This is a genomic window from Collinsella sp. TF12-2AT (genome assembly GCF_003436735.1).
Lineage (GTDB): Bacteria > Actinomycetota > Coriobacteriia > Coriobacteriales > Coriobacteriaceae > Collinsella.
The window spans coordinates 99,098-123,017 of sequence record NZ_QSQK01000005.1 but is presented as its reverse complement, the minus strand read 5'-3'; the positions used below and the strand labels follow the sequence as shown (position 1 = coordinate 123,017).

General features: G+C 60.5%; 21 protein-coding genes. 15 read left to right on the top strand and 6 right to left on the bottom strand.

All coding sequences use genetic code 11. The features are described 5' to 3' along the window. Window positions 1–96 precede the first annotated feature (96 nt). A complete protein-coding gene (locus DXD24_RS05025) occupies window positions 97–2,172 on the top strand; it encodes a translation factor GTPase family protein (protein ID WP_117646325.1) in 2,076 nt (691 codons plus the stop codon). A gap of 130 nt (window positions 2,173–2,302) precedes the next feature. On the opposite strand, the gene DXD24_RS05020 is transcribed toward DXD24_RS05025, so the two are convergent. Further along, window positions 2,303–3,262: a DNA/RNA non-specific endonuclease gene (locus DXD24_RS05020; RefSeq protein WP_117646324.1), complete on the bottom strand. Its 960-nt coding sequence runs from the start codon at window positions 3,260–3,262 to the stop codon at window positions 2,303–2,305. A 129-nt stretch (window positions 3,263–3,391) separates the two neighbouring features. Next, a complete protein-coding gene (locus DXD24_RS05015; protein ID WP_233502330.1) occupies window positions 3,392–4,402 on the bottom strand; it encodes a LacI family DNA-binding transcriptional regulator in 1,011 nt (336 codons plus the stop codon). A 414-nt stretch (window positions 4,403–4,816) separates the two neighbouring features. On the opposite strand from DXD24_RS05015, the gene DXD24_RS05010 reads away from it, so the two are divergent. From DXD24_RS05010 to DXD24_RS04985, 6 genes are all read left to right on the top strand, one after another. Further along, on the top strand, window positions 4,817–6,298 hold the full coding sequence (locus tag DXD24_RS05010; protein WP_117646322.1) for a PTS fructose transporter subunit IIC: 1,482 nt from the start codon (window positions 4,817–4,819) through the stop codon (window positions 6,296–6,298). 144 nt (window positions 6,299–6,442) lie between these two features. Next, complete coding sequence (locus DXD24_RS05005; protein ID WP_117646321.1) at window positions 6,443–7,711, top strand: class II D-tagatose-bisphosphate aldolase non-catalytic subunit; 1,269 nt, start codon at window positions 6,443–6,445, stop codon at window positions 7,709–7,711. Window positions 7,712–7,836: 125 nt separating this feature from the next. Beyond that, on the top strand, window positions 7,837–8,520 hold the full coding sequence (gene fsa / locus DXD24_RS05000; protein WP_006235616.1) for a fructose-6-phosphate aldolase: 684 nt from the start codon (window positions 7,837–7,839) through the stop codon (window positions 8,518–8,520). 64 nt (window positions 8,521–8,584) lie between these two features. Beyond that, window positions 8,585–9,415, top strand: a complete 831-nt coding sequence (locus tag DXD24_RS04995) for a transketolase (protein ID WP_117646320.1) — start codon at window positions 8,585–8,587, stop codon at window positions 9,413–9,415. After that, on the top strand, window positions 9,415–10,353 hold the full coding sequence (locus DXD24_RS04990) for a transketolase family protein (RefSeq protein ID WP_117582935.1): 939 nt from the start codon (window positions 9,415–9,417) through the stop codon (window positions 10,351–10,353). The genes DXD24_RS04995 and DXD24_RS04990 overlap by 1 nt, the downstream gene beginning before the upstream one ends. A 12-nt stretch (window positions 10,354–10,365) precedes the next feature. Then, on the top strand, window positions 10,366–10,818 hold the full coding sequence (locus DXD24_RS04985) for a PTS sugar transporter subunit IIA (protein ID WP_117646319.1): 453 nt from the start codon (window positions 10,366–10,368) through the stop codon (window positions 10,816–10,818). Between the two features lie 128 nt (window positions 10,819–10,946). Here DXD24_RS04985 and DXD24_RS04980 read toward each other — a convergent pair whose 3' ends face one another. Next, window positions 10,947–11,825 carry an ATP-dependent sacrificial sulfur transferase LarE gene (locus DXD24_RS04980; RefSeq protein WP_117646318.1) on the bottom strand — a complete coding sequence of 293 codons (879 nt, stop codon included), beginning with the start codon at window positions 11,823–11,825 and terminating at the stop codon, window positions 10,947–10,949. Between the two features lie 173 nt (window positions 11,826–11,998). On the opposite strand from DXD24_RS04980, the gene DXD24_RS04975 reads away from it, so the two are divergent. Further along, on the top strand, window positions 11,999–12,649 hold the full coding sequence (locus tag DXD24_RS04975) for an HAD family phosphatase (protein ID WP_117646317.1): 651 nt from the start codon (window positions 11,999–12,001) through the stop codon (window positions 12,647–12,649). A 236-nt stretch (window positions 12,650–12,885) separates the two neighbouring features. Here the strand turns inward: DXD24_RS04975 and DXD24_RS04970 are convergent, their stop codons facing one another. Beyond that, window positions 12,886–14,019, bottom strand: coding sequence for a LacI family DNA-binding transcriptional regulator (locus DXD24_RS04970; protein ID WP_117646316.1), 1,134 nt, complete (start codon window positions 14,017–14,019; stop codon window positions 12,886–12,888). Window positions 14,020–14,331: 312 nt separating this feature from the next. Between DXD24_RS04970 and glmS the strand changes: the two genes are divergently transcribed. After that, entirely contained in the window at window positions 14,332–16,179 is a 1,848-nt protein-coding gene (gene glmS / locus DXD24_RS04965) for a glutamine--fructose-6-phosphate transaminase (isomerizing) (RefSeq protein ID WP_117646315.1), read from the top strand. A 114-nt stretch (window positions 16,180–16,293) separates the two neighbouring features. Here the strand turns inward: glmS and DXD24_RS04960 are convergent, their stop codons facing one another. Then, window positions 16,294–16,995 carry a GntR family transcriptional regulator gene (locus DXD24_RS04960; RefSeq protein WP_117646314.1) on the bottom strand — a complete coding sequence of 234 codons (702 nt, stop codon included), beginning with the start codon at window positions 16,993–16,995 and terminating at the stop codon, window positions 16,294–16,296. Window positions 16,996–17,187: 192 nt separating this feature from the next. Between DXD24_RS04960 and DXD24_RS04955 the strand changes: the two genes are divergently transcribed. The 3 genes from DXD24_RS04955 (at window position 17,188) to DXD24_RS04945 (ending at window position 20,366) form a co-directional block, all read left to right on the top strand. Then, window positions 17,188–18,222, top strand: a complete 1,035-nt coding sequence (locus tag DXD24_RS04955; RefSeq protein ID WP_117564322.1) for a YeiH family protein — start codon at window positions 17,188–17,190, stop codon at window positions 18,220–18,222. A 266-nt stretch (window positions 18,223–18,488) separates the two neighbouring features. Further along, window positions 18,489–19,706, top strand: coding sequence for a helix-turn-helix domain-containing protein (locus DXD24_RS04950; protein WP_117646313.1), 1,218 nt, complete (start codon window positions 18,489–18,491; stop codon window positions 19,704–19,706). 84 nt (window positions 19,707–19,790) lie between these two features. Next, a complete protein-coding gene (locus DXD24_RS04945) occupies window positions 19,791–20,366 on the top strand; it encodes a hypothetical protein (protein WP_158550157.1) in 576 nt (191 codons plus the stop codon). A 41-nt stretch (window positions 20,367–20,407) separates the two neighbouring features. Here the strand turns inward: DXD24_RS04945 and DXD24_RS04940 are convergent, their stop codons facing one another. Next, complete coding sequence (locus tag DXD24_RS04940; protein WP_117646311.1) at window positions 20,408–20,929, bottom strand: nitroreductase family protein; 522 nt, start codon at window positions 20,927–20,929, stop codon at window positions 20,408–20,410. Between the two features lie 294 nt (window positions 20,930–21,223). Between DXD24_RS04940 and DXD24_RS04935 the strand changes: the two genes are divergently transcribed. The 3 genes from DXD24_RS04935 (at window position 21,224) to DXD24_RS04925 (ending at window position 23,919) form a co-directional block, all read left to right on the top strand. After that, window positions 21,224–21,514 carry a hypothetical protein gene (locus DXD24_RS04935; RefSeq protein ID WP_055251737.1) on the top strand — a complete coding sequence of 97 codons (291 nt, stop codon included), beginning with the start codon at window positions 21,224–21,226 and terminating at the stop codon, window positions 21,512–21,514. A gap of 180 nt (window positions 21,515–21,694) precedes the next feature. Further along, window positions 21,695–22,195, top strand: a complete 501-nt coding sequence (locus DXD24_RS04930) for a MarR family winged helix-turn-helix transcriptional regulator (RefSeq protein ID WP_117582944.1) — start codon at window positions 21,695–21,697, stop codon at window positions 22,193–22,195. Continuing rightward, window positions 22,195–23,919: an ABC transporter ATP-binding protein gene (locus DXD24_RS04925; protein WP_117646310.1), complete on the top strand. Its 1,725-nt coding sequence runs from the start codon at window positions 22,195–22,197 to the stop codon at window positions 23,917–23,919. Before DXD24_RS04930 ends, DXD24_RS04925 begins: the two co-directional genes overlap by 1 nt. The last annotated feature ends 1 nt before the right edge of the window (window position 23,920 follow it).

Genomic DNA, 23,920 nt, shown 5'->3' with positions numbered 1-23,920 from the left:
GCTCGGCTGCCGACCATGCTGCTCCCGGGACGGCACCGACCGCGAACTCTCCCCGTTGGCGTCGCGCATTGCGCGCGGCCCTGCAAGGAGGTCATCATGGGTGCTCCCAAGACCGGTAACGTAAGGAACGTGGTGCTCGTAGGCCAAGGCGGGGTGGGCAAGACTTCACTCGCCGAGGCCATGCTCCACCTTTCCGGCAAGACCGCCCGCCTGGGCGGCCACGACGGCACCAAGCCCACGCTCGACTATGACCCCGAAGAGGTCAAGCGTGCGTTTTCCATCTCGACGACCATCGCGCCGATCGACTGGAAGGGCGCGCGCATCAATGTGCTCGATGCCCCGTGCTACCCCGATTTTATCGGCGACGCCTTTGCCGCGATGAGCGTCTGCGAGACGGCTCTGTTTGTGGTCGACGCCGAGGCCGGCCCGCAGCCTACGACGGTTAAGCTCTGGTATGCCGCCGAGGACCTGCGTCTGGCGCGTGCGGTGTTCGTAAACCGCCTGTCGCGCTCCGAGGCCAGCTTTGCGACCACAATGGACCTGCTGCAGGAGCGCTTTGGTACACGACTGGGCGCCGTGACCCTTCCCTGGGGCGAGGGCGAGGACTTTGACGGCATCATCGACCTGGTGCGCATGAAGGCGCGCCACTGCAACGGCGCCGAGGCCGTTGAGTCGGAGATTCCCGAGGAGTATCGTGCCCAGGCCGAGGAGGCCCATGACCATCTGTGCGAGCTGGTGGCCGAGGCTGACGACGAGCTGATGATGAAATACCTGGAAGGCGAGGAGACGCTGACGCAGGAGGAGCTTGAAGGCCTGCTGTCTAAGGCGATCGCCGAGCGCATCTTTGTGCCGGTCTTTGCGGGCGATTGCATTAAGGAGCAGGGCGTCAACTCGCTGATGGACGACATCGCCACGTACTTCCCGGCGCCGACCGACTACGGCGAGATGCCGCTCATCGACGGTGATTCGCTTAAGATCTCGAGTGACGATGACCGTCCGGTGGCGTTTGTGTTTAAGACGCTGGCCGATCCGCAGCAGGGTCGCATCAGCTTTATCAAGGTACTGACGGGCACGCTTGAGCCGGGCCTTGAGCTGGTCAACGCGCGTACCCGCAAGAGCGATCGTCTGGCTCACCTGTATGTGATGTGCGGCCGCGACATGACCGAGGTCGGTCACGCCTATGCTGGCGACATTATCGTGGCGCCCAAGTTGGCGGCAGAGACGGGTGACACGCTCTCCATTACCGGTAAGGTCGAGGCGGCGGCGTTTAAGTTCCCCAACTCGCAGTACCGCATTGCCATAGAGGCCGAGAACCGCGGTGACGAAGAGAAGCTCTACACGTTTATCGAGAAGGCCTGCAAGGCAGACCCGACCATGAGCATCGACCGCGACGAGGAGACTGGCCAGACCATTATCTCCGCCGTTGGTGAGGCACAGGTTTCGGTGCTGCTCAACCGTCTGGAGGACCGCACCAAGGTCGCCGCCAAGAGCGTGCCGATCCGCATTCCGTATCGCGAGACCATCCGCCGCACGGCGAGCGCCCAGGGCCGCCACAAGAAGCAGACTGGCGGTGCCGGCCAGTATGGCGACTGCTGGCTGCGTGTTGAGCCGCTCATTGGGCCCGACGGCACGAGCGATGGCTATGAGTTTGTGGACGAGGTTGTAGGTGGCCGTATTCCGCGCTCGCTGATCCCCGCCGTGGACAAGGGTGTCCAGGAGACCATGAAGGACGGTATTATTGCCGGCTACCCGCTCACGGGCATTCGCGTGGCTGTGTACGACGGCTCGTATCACAGCGTCGACTCCAACGAGATGGCGTTCCGCGCGGCGGCCCGCATCGGCCTGCGCAAGGCATGCGCCGATGCCGACCCGGTGGTGCTGGAGCCTATCGAGGAAATCACGGTGACGATCCCCGAGAGCTACGCCGGCGCCGTGATGGGCGACATCTCGGCATCGCGCGGTCGCGTGACGGGCATGGAGACCGATGAGCGCGGCGATACCGTGGTCATTGCCCAGGCGCCTCTCGCCGAGCTGACGGATTACTCGACGCGTCTGCGCTCTATCACGCGCGGCACGGGCGACTTTACCATGAAGCCCGCCGGCTACGAGCAGGTGCCCTATGACGTTCAGGCCAAGCTGGTCGAGCGCTATGAGGAGGGCCGCGCCAAGTAGCGTGTGGCGTTGCCTGTAACATACGTGCCGATGCAAGGGCCGCTCTGGGCAATCCAGGGCGGCCCTTTTTGATCCCTAGGGGGGCGGAGAAAAACGGATCACGTTAGGTTTTGGAGCAGCTTGGTCGGCCCTAGTCCCCCGAGGCCTGATTGCGGCCGGTGGCGTAGTCGATCTGCACGTGCGGCTGCAGGTTGTAGCAATATACGTGGAAGCAGAGGGTCTTGCCGTGGTCCTCGACCGATTGCGCCTCGAGGCGCACGCCACGGCAGACAAGTTCCTCTTCGTTATACATGGGCGTGACGCGGTAGAGCACATGGTTGCCCGTATCGCGAATATAGTTGAGAATCTGCTCTTCAAACGGTAGCATGCCCGTCTCGTTGAGATAGCGCGTGCCGGTGAGGAGATTCTTACGGTTGGCGTTTTCGCCGCAGAGCGACCAGGCGATAAGGTGGCAGCGGTTGTAGAGGCTCTGGCCCGGAATAAAGTCGTAGCGCTGCTGACGCCATCCAGCGGGATGGATACGCGAGATATCGCCGCGCTCGCCTTGACCGAGTGATTCGGGGCCCACGCAGGCGAGCGCTTTGCGGGTGCGGCCCAGGCTGTCGAGCTTGGAGAATTTCTTAAAGCAGCCCTCTTCTGTAGCGCGCTCGTATTCATCGAGCGTGAATGATGGTGTGCCGAGCGGGTGCGTGCTGTCGGTGCGAAGGGCAACGTAGGGGTTGCCGGCGTAGTCGGGAATGCTGCTGAGATATACGCCGCGGGCGCGGTCGAGATCGGGGTTTTCGACCTCGTCGATGGGGGTAGTGGAGCTGTCCTCGGCAACGTTGCCGTTGGTCGTGGCGGATTCGGAGCCATTGCCGGAGTCCTCGGAGCTCGCTGTTCCCGATTCGAGCCGGGCGACCAAGTCCGCCTCGTCGTCGGTGCGGCTGGGACTCTCGTTTTGCTTCTCGGCCAGGGCCGCCGCCTGCTCATCACTTTGCGGCGACAGCAACTTGGGCGCCCCATCGAGCGATCCCGTAAACAGCGCAAACCCCAGCACCACGGCGGTGCCGATGGAAAGTGCTTGCTTGTAGGCGGACTTGCGCGACATTGAGGCTCCTGGATGGACGGTTGGGAATCTACCAGTCTAGCAGGAGCCGGCAGAGGCCGTTCTGTCGAACAAATACTTAAGATTTGGGACAAACGCTACTGGTTCATTTGCTTCATATTTGACGTATGGCTAGATCGAGGTGGAGTCGAGCCAGTTGAGCTTGCACTCGAGAATGCGCTGCTCGCCGGGTTGGCTGCTGCCATCAAGCAAGGCGAGCAGCATCTCGGCCGCCTTCCTGCCTTCCTGGTCGACGGGCTCGATGATCGTGGAGACGGTCGGCGTGGTGAGGTTGGTCCAGTCTTCGCAGTTGAGTCCCAAAAGACCTATTTGCTGCGGAAGTAGATGGGCCATGGGTTGGAGGGCCTTGTAGACACGGGGAAGCGCCCATTGGTTTTGTACGAAGATGAGCGTGCGCTTGGCGGGGTTGAACTTGTATTTAAAGTATTCGGTAAGCTCGTTGATTGACGGCTTGTTGTGATCGATGGGGATGGCTTTGTAGAGCTGCCCATTCGCGGCCAATGCCTCGGCATATCCCTGAAAACGTTCCATGCGAGTGCGCATTTCGGTCATGTTGGCGGCGATGGAAAAGAAGTCTTCGTAGCCGGCGTCGAGAAGCGCCTGCGTGGCATTGTACACGCCGTCGTAGAGGTTGGTTTTGATCCAGCTGGTGCCTGGGCTGTAGATGGCCGCGTCAAAAAAGACGACGGGCTTGTCGGCGCGCTTGATGCGGTCGTGGACTGCCTTGAAATTTGCCGTGGGCTGGATGATAAAACCATCGACGCCCAGTGAGAGCATTTTGTCGACATACATGAGCTCGGTCTCGGGATTAAAGTTGCTCGTGCAAACGACCGTCTGGTAGCCCGCGGGGAGCATGACCTGCTCCATGCCGTTGAGGACGAGGCCTGCCCATTTGTTGGTGTTATCCAAGATGATGATGGCGATGACGTGGGTTTGCTTGCCGGTGAGCGTTTGCGCTTGGGCGTTGGGAACGTATCCGAGTTCCTTGATGACGCGCGCAATCTTTGCCTGCGTCTTCTCGCTAAGCTTTTCTCGTTTGTCGTTGAGGTAATACGAGACGCTTGCCGTCGAGGTTCCCGCCTCTCGAGCGACGTCTGCGATCGTAACGCGCTGTTTTGCCACAGCGACTCCTTCCGACAGATGAGCATTTTCCAACATGATGACTTTGAGTCTTGGTGAGGGATGCGCTTTGGTGAGCGACTTTTTCCTTTCATATGAGTATGCAACAAATGCGGTATATGGGTGGGGTCGAAATTTGTGACCGGCATGCGCATCTGCCGTCTACCGAGAAAATCAAATACTTCTTGACTTTTGAAATCGAGGGTAAAATCGCAGGATTCATTTTTAGTTAAACGCATAACTAAATAGCGTAACCAACGCTCTGACCTCGCGTTTACCGAAATAAACTGGCATTAAGAAAAACGAGCACCTATATTGGTCTTGTCGAAAAGACAGCAAGTCCAAACGGCAGGGGATGCTCCGGAGGCCTCCGCAAACGGTGTCTTGCGCACGCAACTCTATGAAAAGAGGGAAGCAATGAAGATCGTAGGCGTTGCCGCCTGTACCGTGGGTATCGCCCACACGTATATGGCCCAGAAGGCGATTCAGGATGAATGCGCCGCTCGTGGCATCGAGTGCAAAGTCGAGGCTCAGGGTGGTCTGGGTATCGAGAATGAGCTCACGCAGGAAGACGTTGATTCCGCCGACCTGGTGCTCTGGTCCGTCGACGTGGGTGTCGAGAACGAGGACCGTTTTGAGCAAAAGATGGCCGAGGGCAAGTTCCTCAAGGTCGGCACCTCGGATGTAATCGCCGATCCGGTAAAGATTATCGACCAGGCTGTCGAGATCATCAAGGCGACGGGCGGTGCCGTTGACGCGTCCAAGGCCGAGGCCAAGGCAGAGAAGAAGGCCGTCTCCGCTGCCCCGCAGGCCCCGACACCGGCGTCCAAGCAGTCCATCTTTGCCGACCCTGGCAAGACGCTGCTCAATGCATTCAATACCGGCGTTTCCTATTTTATCCCCATCGTCGTTATCGGTGGCGTGTTCCTCGCCTTCTCGTTGGCATCCGGTACTGCCGGTGCTAGCGGCATGGAGGTCACCAACCCGTTGATGGTGAGCCTTAACACTATCGGCATGGCCGGCATCTCTATGATGATTCCGGTGCTTGCGGCATACATCGCCTACTCGATGGCCGGTAAGCCCGCACTTGCCCCCGGCTTCGTCCTGGGCTACTTGGTTAACAACGCCGTCGTCACCCCGAGCGGCAACAGCGTTTCGACCGGCTTCTTGGGCGCCATGATCATGGCTGTCATCTGCGGTTACTTTGTCCGCTGGATGAAGACCTGGAAGGTCAACAACACCATCCAGACCATCATGCCCATTCTGATCATCCCGATTCTGACCTCGCTCGTCCTGGGCATGGCTTACATCTACATCCTGGCCACGCCGCTTGGCTTTGTGATGGATTGGCTCACCAGCGTGCTCGGCAGCCTGCAGGGCGGCTCCGCCGTCGTCCTGGGCCTGGTCATTGGCGTTATGACCGCTTTCGATATGGGTGGCCCCATCAACAAGACCGCTTCGACCTTTACCATGGCCATCATGGCCATCATGGCCTCCGGCATCTACGGCCCCAACGGTATGTTCCGCGTCGCCGTCGCCATTCCCCCGATTGCTTGCGGCCTCGCTGCGCTCATCGCCAAGAACAAGTTCGATGACGCTGACCGTCAGATGGGCATCTCTGCGCTGTTCATGGGCTGCATCGGTATTACCGAGGGCGCTATTCCCTTCGCGGTCAAGGATCTTGGCCACACCCTGCCCGGCATTTGCATCGGCTCTGCCGTGGGCGCGGCGCTTGCCGCCTTCCAGGGCATCGACTGCTATGTTCCGCATGGTGGCTTTATTGTCGCCCTGGCCACCAACAACGTCGCGCTGTTCTGCCTGGACATCGTGATTGGCTCCTTGGTCGCCGCTGCAATCCTGATTGCCATGAAGCCCACGCTCGATAAGCAGGCCAAGTAAACCTTTAAGGACTCCGGTTGTGCGGGGGGATGGATTTGACTCCGCACAACCGCCCCTACACAACAAAATCCATCCGCACTGATAGGGCCCACATCTGGGTCCCAGGGAACTTTTGTCAAAAATCCTCTGGAGAAGGAGAACAAAATGTCCAACCTCACCATCCGCCAGGCCGTTCAGGGCATGCTCAAGCTGCAGGACAGCGGCGATCACGCAACCATGGTCGGCATTGGCCCCATGAGCCCCAACCTGATTCAGGCCGTGTTCGAGCTTGCCAAGGACGAGGATTTCCCGCCCATGTTTATCGCTAGCCGCAACCAGGTCGATATGGACGAGATGGGCGCCGGCTACGTCAACGGTTGGGACCAGACGCGCTTTGCCGCCGACATTAAGAAGGTTGCCGACGAGGTGGGCTATACCGGTCCGTACTACCTGTGCCGCGATCACGGCGGTCCGTGGCAGCGCGACGAGGAGCGTAACGCCCACCTGCCCGAGGACGAGGCCATGGAGCTCGCCCGCAAGTCCTTTGTCGCCGACATGGAGGCAGGCTTTGACCTGCTGATGGTCGACCCCACCAAGGACCCCTATCAGATCGGCAAGGTTATTCCGCTCGACGTGGTGCTTCGCCGCACGATCGATCTTATCGACTATCTTGAGCAGTACCGTCGCGAGCATAACCTGCCCGAGGTTGCCTATGAGGTCGGTACCGAGGAGACCAATGGCGGCCTGACCTCCACCGACAAGTACGAGGAGTTCATTTCTCAGCTGCAGCCCGAGCTCGAGAAGCGCGGCTGCCCCATGCCCACCTTTATCGTCGGCCAGACCGGTACGCTCACCCGTTGGACCGAGCAGGTCGGTCATTACAACTTTAAGAATGCCCGCGAGCTCGCCGACATGGCCAAGCGCTACGGCGTGGGCCTGAAGGAGCACAACGCCGACTACCTGGACGACGCGACGCTGCTCGAGCACATCCCGGCACACGTGACCGCTTCCAATGTCGCCCCTCAGTACGGCACCGAGGAGACCCGCGCTTACCTCAAGCTCTGCGCTACCGAGCAGATTCTGGTCGACAACGGCCTGTGCGACGATCCCTCCGATCTGTATCACACGCTGCTGGTCAAGGCCATCAAGACCGAGCGCTGGCGCAAGTGGATGACCGGCGACGATGTCAACCTGCAGGTTGACGACATTCTGGCCGACGACGAGCTCAGCCTGAAGATTCTGGATGTCTCCGGCCACTACGCGTTCAACGATCCCGAGGTCAAGGGGCAGGTCGAGAAGCTCTATCGCAACCTCGCTGCCCAGGACATTGACGGCAAGCGCTTTGTGATCGAGCACATCAAGCGCCCGATCAAGCAGTACGTCGTCGGTCTTAACCTCAAGGGCGTCACGAGCCGCATCGAGAAGGCTCTCTAAGTAGCTTTTCCTACACGACGCCGGGCCTGGGGCATGTCCCAGCTGCAGGCCCGGCACATAGGACAAAGGGACATCCCCTTTGTCCTATTTTTTGAGTTTTGGATTCCTTAGAAGGAGTTTGCACCATGAAGTTCTTTATCGATACCGCCAACCTTGACGAGATCGCCGAGGCCAAGAGCTGGGGCTGCCTTGCCGGCGTCACCACCAACCCGTCCCTGTACGCCAAGACCGGCGGCAAGCTCGCCGACTTTGAGCCCCATATGCTCAAGATTGCCGAGCTCTGCGAGGGCCTGCCCGTGTCTGCTGAGTCCACCGCGACCACTGCCGAGGGCATGATCGAGGAGGGCAAGCGTCTTGCCGCCCTGGCTCCCAACATCGTGGTCAAGCTTCCCGTGTGCGAGGCCGGCCTCGCCGCCTGCCGCGCCCTGGCCGATGCGGGCGTGCGCGTCAACATGACGCTTGTTTTCTCGCCGACGCAGGCCCTCATGGCCGCCAACGCCGGTGCCCGCTACATCAGCCCGTTTGTCGGCCGCTTTGACGACATCGCCGAGGACGGCATCTCGCAGCTCGACAATGTCGTGACATGCATCAAGAACTATGACTGGACCGGCAAGAACGTCGACGACACCGTCGAGATCATCACCGCTTCGGTCCGCACGCCCAACCACGTGACCCAGGCGGCTCTTCTTGGTGCCGACATCGCGACCGTGCCCATGGCCGCTCTCAAGAAGTGCCTGCATCACCCGCTGACCGACCAGGGCCTCGCCTCTTTTGAGGCTGACTGGCAGAAGGTCGTCGCTCAGGCTTAACGACCGGGTTGCCCTCGGCATCGCGCCATCCGGTGCCGGGGTTGTTCTCAAGAGAGGAATTCGTATGACCAACCAGGAGCTGGCGAAGGTCGCCAATGAGGTCAGGAAGGGTGTCGTGACTGCGGTTCACGCGGCCAAGTCGGGACATCCGGGTGGATCGCTCGGTGCAGCCGACATCATGACGTATCTGTACTTTGAGGAAATGAATATCGATCCTGCCGACCCTCACAAGGCCGATCGCGACCGCTTTGTGCTCTCCAAGGGTCACGCGGCGCCGGGCCTGTATTCGGTGTTGGCAAATCGCGGCTATTTTCCCGTCGAAGAGCTCGAGACGCTCCGCCATATTGGCAGCCGACTGCAGGGCCATCCCAACATGAACGATACCCCAGGCATCGATATGTCCACCGGCTCGCTCGGTCAGGGCATCTCTGCTGCAGTTGGAATGGCGCTTGCCGCTAAGCACTGGGGCGACAGCTACCGTGTCTACACGTTGCTGGGCGACGGTGAGTGCGAGGAAGGCCAGGTGTGGGAGGCGGCTATGTTTGCCGACAACCATGCGCTCGACAATCTTGTTGCCGTCGTCGACCACAACGGCTTGCAGATTGACGGCACGATCGATGAAGTCAACTCGGCCATGCCGCTTGCCGACAAGTTCCGCGCCTTTAAGTGGCATGTGATAGAGCTAGCCGATGGCAACGACATGGCGCAGATTGAGGCGGCTTTCGCCGAAGCTCGCGAGGTGACCGGCGCGCCCGTCGCTATCATCGCCGAGACGGTGAAGGGCAAAGGCGTCTCCTTTATGGAGAACCAGGTTGGCTGGCATGGCAAGGCGCCCAATGACGAGCAGTTTGAGCAGGCCATGGCCGAGCTCGCGGCAGCAGGAGAGGAACTCTAATGGCAGAGGTCAAAAAAGTCGCCACGCGCGTAAGCTACGGCGAGGCACTCGTCGAGCTGGGCAATGAGCACGATGACTTTGTAGTGCTCGATGCCGACCTGGCTGCCGCTACGCAGACGGGTAAGTTTAAGACTGCCCATCCTGAGCGCTTTTACGATGCCGGCATCGCCGAGAGCAACCTGATGGGTCTTGCCGCCGGCATCGCGACCACGGGCCGCGTTGCTTTTGCGAGCACCTTTGCGATGTTTGCCGCCGGTCGCGCCTACGAGCAGGTCCGCAATTCCATTGGCTACCCGCACCTCAACGTCAAGATTGGCGCCACCCATGCCGGCATTTCGGTGGGCGAGGACGGCGCCACGCACCAGTGCTGCGAGGATATCGCACTCATGCGTACGATTCCGGGTATGACGGTGGTCGTTCCCGCCGACGATGTCGAGGCCCGCGCCTGTGTGCGCGCCGCCTATGAGTTTGAGGGGCCGGTCTACATGCGCTTCGGCCGCCTGGCAACACCGGTCATCAACGATCACGAGGACTACGAGTTCAAGATCGGCCGCGGTGTTGTTGTACGGGAGGGCTCTGATGTCACGATCGTCGCGTGCGGTCTCATGGTCGCTGAGGCACTCGCTGCTGCCGAGGCGCTCGCTGCCGACGGCATCGATGCTGAGGTCATCAACATGCATACGATCAAACCGCTCGATGAGCGTTTGGTGGTTGCCAGCGCCAAGAAGACCGGTCGCGTGGTCACCGCCGAGGAGCATTCGATTATCGGTGGTCTTGGCGAGGCCGTTGCCTCGGTGCTCGCGGAGCAGCATCCAGTGCCGATGCGTCGCGTCGGCGTGCGCGATGTGTACGGCGAGTCCGGCCCTGCGGTCGATTTGCTGCATAAGTACGGTTTGGACGCCGACGGCATCGAAGCTGCGGTCAGGTCCGTGTTGTAAGGAAGGCTTTCCATGGGGTTTGTATCTGCCAACCAAGTGACGATTGGCCACGCCGCCGCCTCGCGCGAGGACGCGCTGCATTATCTGTCCGAGCAGGCTGTTGAGCTTGGTTTTGCCGATGACGCGTCTGCTGTAGAGGCGGCTTTTATTGCTCGCGAAAACGAGGCCGAGACTGGCCTCGTCGCCGGTTTTGCCGTTCCGCATGCCAAGAGCGATGCGATCCATACGCCGGGCGTGGCCGTGCTCAAGCTGTCCGAGCCTGTTGAGTGGCCGAGCTTTGATGGCGTGCCCGTCGATGTGGCGCTCGCGCTGTACGTGCCCGCCGGCGAAGCGGGAACCACGCACCTGCGTCTGCTCTCCAAGGCTGCCGTGATGCTGATGGATGCTGGCTTCCGTGACAGGGTGCGCGAAAGCACCGATCCTGTCGAGATTGCCGAGCTCATCAACGCCGGGCTCGAGGGCTAGAACGGGCTCTCCGTTCCATTAATCGATCCTTCTCCAAGGAAAAGGGCCGCGACGCTATAGGCGTCGCGGCCCTGTCTGCGTTTCCCCAGATAAAACCTGCCAAAATAAACCCGTCCCTTTTTGGTAGGTTACTGGTTCATGTTGCCGTGGATGTAGGGGGTGACCTCGGGGGAGATATGGCCGCAGCCCAGCTCGCGCAGCGTGGACTCGATGGCGGCGGGCAGCGGGGTCTTGCCTTCGGCGTCGACGGCGGCACCGCTGAGGGCGGCGATCTTGGCGACGTCTGCCGGCGCGGCCTCGATATGCATGCAGCCGCCGACCAGGCGTGCGCGGACCTGAGCCAGGTCAAGATCATGCAGGTAATCCTCGCAGGCGCGGATTACATCGACCTTCTCGCGTGTGAGCTCCTCGCCCGTGGGGACGCGCGTGGCCAGGCAGGCTCCTGCCGGCAGGTTCCAGACGGGGTATCCCCAGGCGCGCAGCAACTCGCGTTCCTCGTCCTTGGTAAAGCCGACCTCCATAAGCGGCGAGCGCACGCCGAGCTCCTGGGCGGCGCGCATGCCGGGGCGGTAGTCGCCGCGGTCGCTTGCGTTGCTGCCGTCGATGACGGTGGGAAAGCCCAGCGACTTGGCGTGGTTGACGATGGCGGTAAAGCCGGCGCGCTTGCAGTGGTAGCAGCGGTCGGCGTCGTTGCAGGCTACCTGGGGGAGCTGCAGCTGATCGACCGAGAGGTTGAGCACGGGGAGCTTAAAATGCGGCCCCTCATCGGCCTGCCCGTCAACCGCCCGCTCAAACGAAGCCTGCTCGGGCGTGCCGATGAACGGCGTGGTGAGGTGAACGAGAAGCGTACTGGTGGGCATGATGCGGGCGCAGACCGCGGCCAGAAAGCTGCTGTCGACGCCACCGGAAAAGCCGATGGCGACGCGTCCGTATGCCAAAAGCAGCTGCTCGAGCGCTGTGAGTTTGTCCTGAAGCCCCTCTGCAGGTGCGGTGGTGTCTGAAAGCATGAATCGATCCTTGCCGTTGAGTACTCGGTCGAAAACTATAATCCTACCGAGCCGCTTGTCATAAGACTTCTATCTATGTAACGAAAGTGCAATATGCTATATACGTTATATACAAGTTTACAAGTGCGGTAAAGTTGCGGGAGTACAGCAGCGCGAAGCGATGGGGGACCGATATGATCAAGGCTGTTATTTTTGATATGGACGGAACGCTGGTCGATACCGAGCGTTTGGGTATCAAGGCGTGGAAGGCGGGAGCGGCCGAGCTGGGATTCGCGATTGATGGTGCGCTGATCCATCAGTTTATCGGTCGCACGCTGCCCGATGTCATGGAGATCCTTGATGGGCATTACGGCAGCCGCGAAACCGCTGAGGCAATCTATCGTCGCCATAGGGAGATTCGCGACGAGATGGTCAAGACCGATCTGGAGCTTAAGGCTGGCGCTGCCGAGTGCCTGGACGAGCTGCTGGCTGCGGGCTATCACGTGGGTCTTGCGACGTCGTCGCGCCATGTTACCGCCGAGCGCAACCTTAAGATGGTCGGCCTCTTTGACAAGTTTGAGATGGTGACCTGCGGCGAGGACGTCGCGCACGGCAAGCCCGATCCCGAGATGTACCTGCTCGCCTGCGAGCGCGCGGGCTTTGCTCCCGAGGAGTGCGCCGTGGTCGAGGATTCCCGCAACGGCTGCGTCTCGGGCATCACGGCTGGCTGCCACGTCTTTGCCGTTCCCGATATCGTGCCACTGCCGCAGGACGTGGTGGATGGCTGCGAGGCTGTGCTCGATACGCTGTTCGATCTGCCGGCCGCGGTCAAGGCCGTGCGCTAGCGTTTGCACGCGAGTCGCCATGCCCCGCGCCCGATCTCGCAGGACGGTGACGGTAACGGCGCCTGCGCGGAGGCACTGTTCTAAAAAATGGAATTGAATCTATTTTAACAAAAAAGCTAATGAAAAATGGATTACATTCCATAAATATCCGTAGCCGCAGATCCGGCTAAACGGGGAAGGCCCGTGGGGTCAGCAAAAACGCCGCAGCGGGGCTGTTTCCGTTGCGGCGTTTTTTGTTACAAGTAGGCGCCCAGGTTGATGTCGGTTATTGGGGCCGCGGATGGGCCCGTCGGGTGCTGCTCGGCCTTTTGGGTGCTCACACGCTCGAGCAAGAAGGGGCGCACGAGCTCCTGACGGTTAATGTCCTCGGTGGCCGTGGCCGTGGTGACGGTACGCGCGGCGGAGCCGATGCGGACTCGTTTGGTCTTGGCGGCAGGTTTATCCTCGATTTGTTCCATGAGCAGCTGCACGCCCTTGCGGCCGATCTCGTAGCCCGGTGGTGCTACCGTGGTGAGGGGGACCGATCCGCTCCAGGCAAGTGGGTTGCCATCGCAGCCGGCAACAAGAATCTGGCCGGGGACGGAAATGCCCTTGTCGGTCAGCGCCGAGATAACGCCCGAGGCTAATACGTCGGTCAGACCGATGACAAAATCGGGGCGCTCGTCAGCAGGGCGCTCGGCAATCTGGGCACCGATACTGTAGCCGTCGGCTGCGGTATTCCATTCGCCGGCGTCGATGACCTCAATTTTGATATCGGGATGCAGGGCAAGTGCCTTGTGGATGCCAAGGACGCGCAGAGTGAGCTGCATGAATGCTGCTCGACCCACAACGACAATATGGCGTGCGCCGCGGGCGATGGCGAGCTCGGCGATAATGCGCCCCTGTGCCTCGTTGTCGGCGGCCACGTAGTAACCGGGTTCTGAACAATGGACGTCCAGATGGACGATCGGCACGGGCATTTTAGTCATGGCCTGGTGCCGGTCGGGGGATGCCATGGGCTGAACCATGACGCCGGACATCTGCGTGCCCATAAAGTAGCGCAGGTAATGATCCTCGAGAATATCGTCGTTATCGGCATTGGCGATGAGCAGATCGTAGCCGTGCTTGCGGGCCTCGTTGTGGGCGCCGCTGGCGATTTGGAGCGAAAAGCCGTGATCGAGACGGGGGAGCACCAGGCCAAAGGACTTGGTGGCGCCGCCCGCGAGCTGACGAGCGCTTTGGTTGGGCAGGTAGCCCAAGCGATTGATGGTCTCGTTGATGAGCTTGAGGGTCTCGGGACGCAGCTTTTCGGGGTGGTTGAGCGCGTTGGAAACCGTGCCCAGCGAAACCCCGGCCTCGCGCGCGACGTCGCTGATTTTCACCTTTGCCATAGCGGCCCCTTTGATGCGTTTCAAGTACAAACCAGATTGTAGCATCCCAAACCTACCAAAAAGGGACAGGTTTATTTTGGCAGGTTTTATCTGGGGAAACGCCGTTGCCAGCGCGACCACCACAAAGGGGACAGGCACCTTTGTGGTGGTTTGGACCGGCTGGACGTGTGTGCATCGGGTGGTATCTAAGTTGAGATACCACATCTGGTATATCAGCTTGCGCCTGCGTGAGTACAATACTCGAACGTTATGCGTCTCAGCGCCCCTTGTGCGTGGACGTCTTGCAGTCACGCGAACGAAGGGATTTATCCTATGTGCGGAATCGTCGGCTACACCGGCTCTGATATTGCAAAGAACATCCTGGTCACGGGCCTCAAGCGTATGGAGTATCGCGGCTATGACTCCTCGGGCGTCGCGCTCGAGGTGGGCGAGGGTGCCGCGGCGCACCTCGACGTCATCCGCCGCGTGGGCAAGGTCGCGGGCCTGGAGAGCGAGCTTTCCAACATCGACAGCGACGCTACCTGCGGTATCGGCCACACCCGTTGGGCCACCCACGGCAAGCCCTCCGTCGTTAACGCTCACCCCCACACCAGCTGCGACGGTCGTATCGCCATCGTCCACAACGGCATCATCGAGAACTTCGCCGAGCTGCGCGAAGAGCTGGAGGGCCGCGGCCATCACTTTAAGAGCGAGACCGATACCGAGGTCTTCGCGCATCTGATCGAAGAGGCCTATGCCGAGACGCACGACCTGATGGCTTCCGTACGCGAGGCCTGTACCCACGTGGTGGGCGCCTATGGCTTGGCCACCGTGTGCGCTGACGAGCCCGGCGTGATCGCCGTGGCCCGCAAGGATTCCCCGATTGTGGTCGGCGCAGGCGAGACCGGCGCCTATGTCGCTTCCGACGTCATCGCACTCATCGACGCCACCCGCGATGTCGTGGTGCTCGAGGACGGTCAGTTTGCCAAGCTCACGCCCGCAGGCGTCGAGTACACCGATGAGGCCGGCAACGTTATCGAGCCCAAGGTCACCCACATCGACTGGGACCTGGACATGGCAGAAAAGGGCGGTTATCCCGACTTTATGCTCAAGGAAATCCACGAGCAGCCGCGCGTCGTGCGCGACACACTAGTCGGTCGTATGACGCCGGCCGGCGAGCTCGACATCGACGAGCTGGGCCTTTCGCTCGAGGAGCTCAACGACATCGACCGCGTCTACGTGATCGCTTGCGGAACCAGCTATCACGCCGGCCTCATTGCCAAGAATCTCATTGAGGGCTGGGCTCGCATCCCCACCGAGGTGGAGGCGGCCAGCGAGTTCCGTTACCGCAATCCCATCATTACGCCGACGACGCTTGTCGTTGCCGTGTCCCAGTCGGGCGAGACGGCCGATACCCTTGCCGCCATTCGCGACGCGCGCATCAAGGGTGCCAAGGTCTTCGGCATCACCAACGTGGTGGGCAGCCCCGTGGCGCGTGAGAGCGACGGCGTCATCTACACCAAGGCCAACAAGGAGATCGCGGTCGCCTCGACCAAGAGCTTCATCGGCCAGGTCGTGAGCCTTACGCTTTTGGCCCTGCTGCTAGCGCAGGTCAAGTACCGCCTGACCACCAAGCAGGCGCGCATGCTGTTCCGCGAGCTTTCCGATACGGCCGAGCAGATCCAGTGGATTTTGGATACCCAGACCGAGGCCGTGCATGAGGCCGCCCTGCTGTGCAAGGACGCGCAGTCCGCACTGTTCGTGGGTCGCGGCATGGGTGCCGCTATTTCCTACGAGGGCGCGCTCAAGCTCAAAGAGGTCAGCTACCTGCACGCCGAGGCCTACGCCGCCGGTGAGATGAAGCACGGCCCCATTGCCCTGATCGACCCGGGCTTCCCCGTCATCGCCGTGGCCACCAAGAGTGCCACCTACGACAAGACCGTGTCGAACCTTATGGAGTGCAAGGCGCGCGGCGCCAAGGTCATCGTCGTTGCCACTGAGGGCGACGAGGAGATCAACAAGATCGCCGACTGCATCATCCGCGTGCCGGCAGTCCGCGACGTGTTCAGCCCCATCACGGCGAGCGTTCCGCTGCAGTTGCTCGCCCGCGAGGTGGCCATCCTGCGCGGTTGCGACGTTGACCAACCTCGCAACCTGGCGAAAAGCGTCACGGTCGAATAATTGTTGTTCCGCCGTTCTAGTGACCGAGGCCCGGCTCCGTTGCAGCGGAGCCGGGCCTTTTCTGCATTTGCCCAGATAAAACCTGCCAAAATAAACCTGTCCCTTTTTGGCAGGTTAGCGGAGCTTGCTGGTCTCGAAGTACTTGGGATATTGGTCCAGGACCTCGGTCTGGTTGCGGAACATCATATGCAGGTGCTTGCTGACCAAAAAGCTCGCCTCGATGGGGTCGCGACCGGCGATGGCGCGGCGGATTTGCTTATGCTCGTTAACAGTCTCCTGATTGTCGAGCGTCTGTGTGGCGGCACGCAGCCAGCGGAAGCGCTCCAGGTCGGCATTGGTCTCTTCGAGCCACGACCACACGGTGCTACGGCATGCGATGCTAAAGATTATGCGGTGCATGAGGTTGTCGCTTAAAAAGAAGCCGATGCGATCCTCTTCGGCCATGGCCTTTTCCTGCAACGCGATGGCCCGGTCGAGCTGCTCGACGCCTGCCGAGGTGGCGCGCGCGCAGCACTCTACAATCACCTGTTTTTCCAGGTGCTCGCGAATGTAGCAGGCACTCTCGGCAAGGGTGAGGTTGATGGGCGAGACATAGGTGCCGCTTTGGGGCACGGTGCGCACCAGGCCCTCTTGCGCCAGACGCACCAGTGCCTCGCGCACAGGGGTGCGCCCCATATCCAGGTCGTCGCACAGCTGCTTGACGCCCAGCTTTTCGCCCGGTTTGTAGTCCAGATAGACGATCTTGCGTCGAATGGTGTGGTAGGACTGGTCCTGTAGGCTCGTTTCTTGCTCGCCGATGTGCATCGATTCTTCCATAGCGCCTCGCAAACGTTCTTCCACACTCATATGTCAGTTGTTTATTATGCCGCGAATCAGTTCTCTGCGGTGGAAATTCAATCGCCGCCCGATAACTTTTGCGACATTTTTGCCTGCGTTTGTACGGGATTGTGCTCAACGTTGCCGTATCATAAGCCGTCGCAAACGTGAAATAGAAAGAAGGAATCCCATATGCAACTGGCAAATATCGTACGCGAGCGCTGGAAGGGCGTTTTGTTCTGCCTGATCATCGCCATTCCCGCAACGCTGCTCGGCAAGCAGATCGAGGTGGTCGGCGGGCCGGTATTCGCCATCCTCTTCGGCATGGTTCTGGCGCTCGTCTTTCCCAAGAATCATCGCGAACAGCTCGCCGCCGGTGTCACCTATACGTCTAAAAAAGTCTTGCAGTACGCGGTTATCCTGCTTGGCTTTGGCATGAACCTCTCCCAGATTCTGTCCAAGGGCGCCCAGTCGCTGCCGATTATCGTGGCGACGATCTCGACCTCGCTTGTCATCGCCTTTGTGCTCTGCCGCGTTATGAACGTGCCGGGTAAGATCTCGACGCTTGTGGGTGTGGGTTCGTCGATTTGCGGCGGTTCTGCCATCGCCGCTACCGCGCCCGTCATCGATGCCGACGATCGCGAGATTGCCCAGGCTATTTCGGTCATCTTCCTGTTTAACGTTATCGCGGCGCTCGTGTTTCCAACGCTCGGCGGTATGCTCGGGCTGACCAACGAGGGCTTTGGCCTGTTTGCCGGCACCGCCATCAACGACACCTCGTCCGTAACGGCTGCGGCGAGCGCTTGGGACAGCATGCATCCCGGCGCCAATGTGCTCGAGAGCGCCACGGTGGTCAAGCTCACCAGGACACTGGCCATTATTCCCATCACGTTGGTCCTCGCATGCTGGCAGATGCATCTGGCGCGCAAGGCCGGCGGCGACGCCAAAAGCACGTTCTCGCTTAAACGCGCGTTTCCCATGTTTGTGCTGTTCTTTGTGCTGGCGAGCGTAATCACCACGGTGCTTCAGCTTCCCGTGTCCATCACGGCGCCCATCAAGGAGCTGTCGAAGTTCTTTATCGTGATGGCCATGGCGGCTATTGGCTTTAATACCGATATCGTCGAGCTGGTCAAAAAGGGCGGCAAGCCCATCGCGCTGGGCTTTTGCTGCTGGATTGGCATTGCGTGCATGAGTTTGGGAATGCAGCACGTGCTGGGAATCTGGTAGAGGAGTAGCTTATTTGCGTGCTGGTTGCTGGTGAGCGCATGCCTGCGGTGGAGCGATAGGAGCTCTTGCGGGTATGGCTTGTCCGCAGGTTTATAAGTCCCGAAGAGCTCTTATCGCCCCGCCAGGATGGCGATGCGGGGCAACACCTATACTCGCAGGACGGCGCTTTCTGCCCTATAGTGTTTGGTGAGCAATATCGTTCAATTTTGAAACACTCGGTCGTGCGACCGTCGGCGGTTGCACGTCGCCGCGGACAGGGGCAAATCATGGATAGCGATGCCAAGCTAAACATCTTGACCGAGGCCCTGGCTGCTGCCGGGGCCTCGGCATTGGCAATCGATGCGCGTGGGGACGTCGTGATCTCGACCATGAATGACGCGGCGCTTGAGCGGGATGTGGCGACTTTTGTCGCTGAGCGCCTCGACCGTATAGGAGACGGCGCGCGTCTGGTTATGGGGCGTGCGGGTACGCGCCTGAGCCTGACCGTTCGCCCCACCGACAAAGAGGGCGGGGGCCTTTGGGTCGTCGTGGTCCGCGAGGTGCGCGGCGCCGCGGCACATGCGGGCATCGAGTGGCTCAACGCCGACGAAGTTGAGGCCCGCTACGAATCGAGCGCGTACGGCATCGTTGAGGGGGCGGCCTCGGTAGCTGCGCCGGTCGCCGAGAGCTACGCGCGCGGCGTGCCCCTTATGCTCGAGGGCGAGCTGGGAGCGGGTCAGGTCGAGATCGCCAAGCGCCTCTATCTGGACGGTCCTTTTGCCGATCAACCCTTTGTTGCCGTTGCGCTCGATGAGCTTACCGATCGCGGTTGGCGCCACGTGCTCAAAAGCGCCGAATCGCCGTTGTTCCAAACGGGGCTGACACTTTGCATTGAGGGCTGGAACACGGTTGGCCCCCAGCGTCTCCGCGAGCTCGTTTCCACGATGGCCGACACCGCGTTGGCGACGCGCTGCCATGTGGTGCTGACGGCGAATGACATGCCGGGCGGCAGCGAAAGTGATCAAGCTGCCTTTGTGACTGAGCGCTTCGCCTGTGCGGTGAGCGTGGCGCCGGCAATCGCCGAGCAGGGAGCCGCGTCGACGAAGGTTGCGCGCTATTTGGAATATCTCGCTGATGCATTTGGGACGGCAGCGCCCACGTTGTCTGCCGCGGCGGCAAAGACGCTCGATGTTTACCGCTGGCCGCGCAATTATCTGCAGCTCCGCGAGGTCTCGGAACGACTGTATATATTGGTGGGGGCGGGCACGGTGGACCGCGCTGTGGCGGAGGAAGTGCTCGCCCAAGAGGACGTGATTAAGACCGCAACCTTTGGCGCCCCGACACTCGAAAGCGACCTGTATATCCTGCGACCGCTGGCCGATACCGAGCGAGATATCGCGCATCTGGTTGTAGATCATCTCCACGGCAACCGGACCCGTGCGGCGGAGGTGCTGGGCGTAAGCCGAACAACGCTGTGGCGCTTGCTGAAGGACGATGACCGTTGAGCGAGGCGCCCGTGACCGCGCGCGACGCGTGTGCTACAGTCCAAAGCGTTATTGTTTCGATTTGGTTACGGCGTGCGGGGGCGTATGGCTGAGACTACAAAACCGAGCCGCAGAAGGCGGAGTGCCGCGCCGGTTAACCGACGCACAACATCGGTGACGTGGGGCAAACACGCCTCGGGGTTTGACGGCTCGTTCAAGCGCACTAAATACGGCTATCCTTCGACAGGTGCTCGCTTGGCAATGCAGGCAGAGTCCTCGCTGTGGGGCCGCAAACGCGTGGTGGGCTCAAAGCTCAAGCACGACGGCACGCTCGGCTACATCAGCCGCGGGGCGGCTCGCCGCAGTGGGCTCAATCCTGCTGGTTGGCATCGTTATGTGCCGATCGCGGTCGTCGTTGCAGTGATCGTCATCGCACTCGCTGCGCTTGGCTACGCCGGCGGTGGCGCCAACTTGGACGCGGTGTTTAAATCGCCCGAGCTCGCGCATGCAGGCACAGAAGTTGTCGAGGGCGCTCAGACCCAGACGGGCGTCGCGCCCCAGCGCGGCATGGTCGCGGCAGCCTCCACCATCGCCGACGCTCAAAAGGACGAGGGCGAACAGGGCGACGGCGCCTCAACGACCCACACGAACGAAACGACGACAACTCCATCGGCAAGATAAGTTGCGAGTGGGTCAGCCGTTCGTTAGAACGGCGGAACTAATTACCTAACGTACACCACGTTGTCGCGGCGGGGTTTGGGCTCGGGTAGCGTGTCTTCGGCATAGCCCAGAATGCAGTGACCGACGCCGCGCAGGCTGCCGTCGGCGGGCAGGCCCCAGCTGGCCAGCAGCTCCAGGCCCTCGGGCGAGTCAAAGACCTCATGCGCGCGGTGAATCCAGCATGAGTCGACACCCAGTGCATAGGCGGCGTTGAGCAGGTTGCCCATGGCGAGCGATCCGTCTTCCAGGTGCGTGGGCACGCTGCGGTCGACCAGTACCACCACAACGGTCCTGGCGCCATAGAAGGGGTCGCTGTTGCTGCCCATGACCTGTGCGTTGAGCTGCGAGAGGCGCTCAACGGTCGTGGGGTCGGTGACGGCGACAAACGTCACCGGCTGGCGCCCCATGCCACTGGGTGCATACTGGCCGGCCTCGATAATGCGTGCGAGCTTTTCGGCCTCGACGGGACGATCGCTGTAGTTGCGGCAGCTGCGGCGGTGGATGAGTGCTTCGATAGTCTCCATGGTGTCTCCTTGCGGTGGCGTTGCAGATGCCCCGTTCATACCCGTCGGGCTCAAACGATAGACGGTCAATTGCCCGGCCAAAAGGGTAGATCCCAATTGGGAAAGTAGGTTTGCATAAAAGTACCTTCAGAATGTGACAAACAAATGGGATGGTTAAACGTTTTATCCCGTCTACCCTGCGGTTTTTTACCACTTGCCTAAATGACGAACGCATAACCTCTGATAAAGGTTTTACTAAAGGAGTACCAACGTTTATCAATGCGCCGTGGTGGCGCCGGGCCAGGAGGTAACATCATGTTCCAGGCTGGAGATGTCGTCGAGACCGACTTCGAAGGATTTCTGAAGCTGCTGCGTTCCAAGACGCGCGCTTTTGTGACGATTGACGATCACGAGTACTACATCACGCACACCGATGGCTATTGGCGTGTTCAGGATTGCGAGGCCCTCAACGACAAGGGCCACTTTACTGACTGCTCCGAGCTGGTCAACACGGTCTGCGAGGTCGTCGAGCTGCCGTGGATTGCCGGCAAGAGCCTGCATGACAGCTTCTCGGGCGCTACGGTCTATGAGGCCGTCGCCGCTTAACGGGCAATAAAACCCGATTTTCACGTGACCGCTGGCGCTGCCCCCGCGCCGGCGGTCTTTTTCTGCCGATAGGCCATAAAAGTGCAAGCATTTGCGGAGAGCCTGTTGACGATAGTCAAAACTCGGACTAATCTAGAGATATAAATTGGTCAAAAATCGGACAATCGAATGGTGGGATAGATGAATAGTGCGGTTACGCTGGTCGATTTCGACCGGTTGCTCAATGGACTCGACCATATTTATTCGGAGTTCTCGCGCGCCTGCGGTCTTTCGGACTGCGCTTACTGGATGCTCGTCGATACCAGCACGGCGGGCGGCAGCGTCGCCGTAAGCCGTCTGACAAGCGAATGGTTCTACAGCAAACAGACCATCAACTCGGCAATTAAAACCTTGAAGGCGCGGGGTTTCGCCACGCTGGAGTTTGCCGAAGGCAGTCGCAAGAACAAGGTTGTGTGCCTGACCAAAGAGGGTAGGCAATTTGCTGAGCGCTATGCGTTGCCGGCACTTAAGGCCGAACAGCGAGCATTTTGCGCGCTTGAGCCGTGTGAGCAACGCGAGATTATGCGCTTGATCGGCAAATTCTCCCAGGTGCTCGATGAGGAGTGCGAGACATTTAAGCAGCAGGTGGCAGCTGCAAGCCAGACGCAGGATCAATGTGAGGGGGAGTCGTGCGACTGTTAATGAGGTTTCTGAAGCCCTATCGAGGGCTTGTCGCAGTGACGCTGCTGGTGCTGCTGGTTGATAACGTCGGCACGCTGTTGGTTCCCACGATGCTGGCGAACATGGTCAACACCGGTATCACCACGGGTGATGTCGACTACATTTTGCGCAATGGCCTCTACATGCTTATCGCGACCGGCATGGCCAGCGGCGGCGCGGTGCTGGGCTGCTATCTTTCGGCGCGCTTGGCCGCCAACGTGGCCTGCGATATCCGCAATGCCGTGTACGACAAGTCGCTCGAGCTCGCGGCCAGCGACTTTGAGCGCTTTGGCACCGGATCGATGATCACGCGCTCGCTCAACGACATCAATGTGATTCAGCAGGCCATCCTGCAGACGATCCAGCTGGTGCTGCCGGTGCCGTTCTTGGCCGTCGCGGGCATCATTTTTGCGTGGCTCATCGATCCCGCCATGGGTACGCTGCTGGGCGTGGTGGTTGCGATCGTGCTGGTGGCGGCAGTCTTTACCGTGGCTAACGCCGCGCCAATTTTTATGCGCCTGCAGAGCTTTATCGACCGCATGAACGTGGTGCTGCGCGAAAACATCGTGGGCGTTCGCGTCATCCGCGCTTTCAATAAGGAGCGCCACGAGGAGCAGCGCCTGGACGAGGTGTTTAGCGACTACGCCGCCAACGCCATCAAAGTCAACCATCTGTTTGTGGGGCTCGACAGCTCCAGCTTCTTTTTGATGAACATCGCAGAGGTGGCGGTACTGTGGGTGGGCGGCAACCGCGTGGGCGCCCACGCCATGCAGATCGCGAGCATCTCGGCGGTGCTGGAGTACGCGCTTCTGATCCTGTTCTTTGTGATGATGGCGCAGATGGTGGTGCTGACGCTTCCGCGTGCCGCCGCATGTCTGAACCGCGCGCAGCAGGTGCTGGAGATTGAGCCGAGCATCGTCGATGGCCAGCGTACGCTGGGTGACGGGGCGCCTGCCCCCGAGGACGATGCGGATGCAGTCGCCGTGTTCGATCACATGTCGTTTCGCTTTGACGACGCCGACGAGGACACACTGTGCGATCTGAACTTTACCTGTCGCCGCGGTCAGACGACCGCAATCGTCGGCTCGACGGGTTCGGGCAAGTCGACGGTGGCCAAGCTCCTGCTGCGCTTCCACGATGCCACGAAGGGCGCCATTCGCTTGGACGGTGTTGACCTGCGCGACCTTTCGCAAGACGAGATTCGCGGGCGCATTGCCTATGTGCCGCAAAAGGCATGGCTGTTCTCGGGCACCGTGGCAAGCAATCTGCGCTTTGGCAACGAAGACGCGACCGAGGCGGACATGCTTCATGCGCTGCAGGTTGCCCAGAGCACCTTTGTGCTCGATCAACCGCATGGACTCGATACCCCGGTTGCCCAGGGCGGTACGAACTTCTCGGGTGGTCAGCGCCAACGCTTGGCCATTGCTCGCGCGCTCATGAAGCGCGCCGATCTGTATATCTTCGACGACAGTTTTTCGGCCCTGGACTTTAAGACTGATGCCGCCCTGCGCCATGCGTTGCAAGACGAGACGCGTGACGCTGCGGTGCTCATCATCGCGCAGCGCATCTCGACGATCTTGCACGCCGACCAGATTGTCGTGCTCAAGGACGGCGAGGTCGTGGGCCTGGGCACGCACGACGAGCTCATGGAAACCTGCGAGGTGTACCGCGCTATCGCGGAATCGCAGATGAAGGGAGGTGAGTAGC